At 60.6% G+C, this 3,687-nt stretch carries 1 protein-coding gene and 2 pseudogenes; all 3 read left to right on the forward strand.

The window, feature by feature from the left end; genetic code table 11:
- Positions 1-2,072, forward strand: a pseudogene (locus ACLP25_RS21540) (ATP-binding protein); the annotation flags it as partial.
- A gap of 1 nt (position 2,073) precedes the next feature.
- A pseudogene (locus tag ACLP25_RS21545) lies at positions 2,074-2,339 on the forward strand (acyl-CoA thioesterase).
- 753 nt (positions 2,340-3,092) lie between these two features.
- On the forward strand, positions 3,093-3,687 hold a 595-nt coding region (locus tag ACLP25_RS21550), incomplete at its 3' end, for a hypothetical protein (RefSeq protein WP_442471190.1).

Here is a 3,687-nt window from a genome sequence, read left to right on the forward strand (position 1 = left end):
TCGCCTATATGGCGCCTGAACAGACCGGGCGAATGAACCGCTCAATCGATTCCCGCAGCGACCTCTATGCGCTCGGCGTCACGTTCTACCAGATGCTGACCGGCCGCCTGCCGTTCAGCGCCGCCGACCCAATGGAGTGGGTCCATTGCCACATCGCGCGGACGCCGGTTTCGCCGGCGGAGCGGTTGCCGACCGTCCCGCCCGTCCTCTCCGAGATCGTCATGAAGCTCCTCGCCAAGACGGCCGAGGATCGCTACCAGATCGCCGCCGGCCTCGAGCACGATCTCCGGCGCTCTCTCGCCGACTGGGAACTCAAGGGGCTCATCGAGCCCTTCGCGCTTGGCGAGGGCGACAGGCCCGATCGGCTGTTGATCCCTGAGAAGCTTTACGGCAGGGAGCGCGAGGTCGAGGCCTTGCTCGCCGCCTTCGACCGCATTGTCGGGGGCTGCGCGCCAGAGCTGGTTCTGGTCTCGGGCTATTCCGGCATCGGCAAATCGTCGGTCGTCGATGAGCTGCACAAGGCGCTTGTGCCGCCGCGCGGGCTCTTTGCGTCGGGCAAGTTCGACCAGTACAAGCGCGAAATCCCCTATTCGACGCTGGTGCAGGCCTTTCAGAGCCTGGTGCGGTCGCTCCTCAGCAAGAGCGACGCTGAGTTGTCTCGCTGGCGCGAGGCGATCCTGGAAGCGGTGGGCCCGAACGGTCGGCTCATGACCGACCTGATCCCCGAATTGACACTCGTCATCGGCGAACAGCCGCCGGTTCCTGAGCTTGAGCCTCAGCGGGCGCAGGGGCGGTTCCAGCTGGTGTTCCGGCGCTTTCTCGGCGTGTTCGCCCGGTCGGAACACCCGCTGGCGTTGTTCCTCGACGATCTTCAATGGCTGGATGCGGCGACGGTCGACCTTATCGAGGATCTTCTGAGGGAAGCCGCCGTTCGACATCTATTGCTGGTCGGCGCCTATCGGGACAACGAGGTCGCGGCCGCCCATCCGCTGATGCGGAAGCTGACGGCGATCCGGAGCTCCGGGGCGAAGGTCAGCGAGATCAAGCTTGGAACCCTCGACCATCAACACGTCGGGCTCCTGATTGCCGACGCGCTCGGCTGCAATACGACGACTGCCGCCCCGCTATCTGAGCTGGTGGGCGCGAAGACCGCTGGCAATCCGTTCTTCGTAATTCAATTTGTTGAGGCGCTCGCCGCCGAGGGGCTGCTTGCTTTCGATCATGACGCCGCGCGCTGGACCTGGGACGTCGATCGCATTCACGCCAAGGGCTACGCCGACAATGTCGTGGACCTGATGGTCGGCAAGCTCGCTCGCCTGCCGCACGAAGGACAGAAGGCGTTGCAGCAGCTGGCCTGTCTCGGCAATGTCGCCGACATCACGACGCTTGCGACCACGCTCGGGACCTCGTAGGATGAGGTCCATGCGGCTCTGTGGGAAGCGGTCCGACTTGAACTGGTCGAGCGCCTTCCAGGCCTTTACAGGTTTGTCCACGACCGGGTGCAGGAAGCCGCCTACTCGCAAATCCCGGAGGCAACCCGCGCCGCGGCCCACCTCCGAATCGGGCGGATTCTCGTCGCGCGGACGCCTCCTGAGGGGCGTGAAGAGGCGATCTTCGAGATCGCGGGTCAGCTCAACCGCGGTTCGGCGCTGATCACCGAGCCAGGGGAGCGCGAACAACTGGCCGAATTCAACCTGACAGCGGGCAAGCGCGCCAAGGCCTCGACGGCGTACGCCTCGGCGATTACCTACCTTGCCGCCGGTCGGGCGCTGATGCCAGAGGCTGCTGGGAGCGTTGCGGGCCGCTCACATTCGCGCTTGAACTTGCCCAAGCCGAATGCGAGTTCCTGACTGGCGCATTTGCAGCGGCCGAAGAGCGGCTCTCGGTGCTGTCCAGCCGCGCCCGGACGCTCGTGGACCTTGCCGCCATTACCCGTCTGCGGGGGGGCGGTCTTCACGAACCTCGGCCGTTTCGGCCAGGCCGTCGAGGTCTGTCTCGACTATCTCCGTCGCGTTGGCGTTACGTGGCCGCCGCACCCGACGATGGAGGAAGTCCAGCAGGAATACGAGCGCCATGCCGAAGGACACCAACGCCAACGGCGACGTCTTCGGCGGCTGGGTCGTTAGCTAGATGGATATCGCCTGCGGCATCGCTTCCTCGGCGTCCATACAGCCCTCAAGCGAGTCGGGCGGACTTCAACGAGAATTCACGTCGAAGCCTGGGCGCAACGGTTTCTCACCGACCGCCAGGAGAAGGTCACGGGCGCGACCTTCACCTTCGTCGCGATCGACGACTTGGGGGGCCCGAGACCGGTTCTGCGTCAGGTCGTCATGGCATAATCTTAAAAATAGCAAGACGACTCGATATTACAGTAACGTCATACACAGTGCGCTCGGGGTGGAGATCGCCGAGGTGTATTGGTGCCCTTGCACCTCCATGCGATTTCTCTCTTGAAAGCGCTAAGATCCGCGCGACTTTTGACAAGTAGGCTGGGCAGATCGAAGGGGCTATCGTCTGCAGCAGGGATTGATGACGACATAGCGGAAGCTTGGCATCTCAACTCTCTGAAACCGCAACCGAAACGTGGGTGAGACCATCATGACTTTGGCTGTCGCCTTGACGAGGTATACCGATCGCATGTTGCTGGGGCCCGGCCCCCACCATGTTGAACCCACTATCGACGACCAACAGAACCAATGTGCGCCGACCGCCGACGAATGATGCGCGGATAAAGGCTTCAGGTGCAACCACCGTCCTGTTTGGGACCTCCTGTTTGTTGCCACGCAACGCCTCCTATTGGAGGCGGATCAGCCCGTTCATCTCGGCAGCCGCGCCCTGGATATTCTTATCGCCCTCATCGAACGTCATGGCGAGCTTGTACGGCAAGCTGGTTCACGGTTTGACCAATCAACTGACACATCCAGAACGCATGTTGACCACCGCCGTTGACGAGGCGTCATTTAAAGGCGTTTAGCCGAATTTTGTCCGTTTCACTTGGTCTGATCACAGTTAGATGTAACAATTGCCAATACAAGACAAGTTCTTCGTGCGTGTTTCTGCTTTCGAGCAGTGCTCGCTCTAGGAGACTTCTAATGTTGGTCAAGCTAAGTCTTGCTGTCGTAGGCGCTCTGATCATCTTACCGCCAACCGTCTGGGCCGGCGAGAACACCATGGTCCGCTGCGTTGACATCTCGGTGCCGAAGAACGCGGTCACCGCTCGGAACGGCAAATGGATCGAACTGACGCGGGACCAATGGCAGTTCCTTCGCGGCGTCTACGCTTTGAACCCTGAGACGCCTGCAGGCCTGCCCTATGGCGACAAGGCTGTTCTGGCTCAGCTTGAGCACGATGCCGGCCGCCTTGTATTCTTTATCGACGGTGACAAGGCCTGCACTCCCATGCACGCGCCACCGGAACTTTTGGTTCTGATGGACGAAGTCGCAACTGACCAGATAAATCACGAAGGGACGGGCCTTTCCGACCTAATTCATGCGAGTAAAATGCATATCGTCGTGATGGAACATAAATATGTTAAGTCTTCTAGCTATATTTGCGGTAGTGCGGTCGATCGGCACGATTCCAATCTTTACAATATTTCTCTTCGCCAAAACACAACAGGACAGCCTTGCATCCAAAGTAGGATTGCGTGGCACTTGTGGTCGAAGTCAATACAATCCGAGCGTCATA

This window comes from Roseiarcus sp. (assembly GCF_052145395.1).
GTDB lineage: Bacteria > Pseudomonadota > Alphaproteobacteria > Rhizobiales > Beijerinckiaceae > Roseiarcus.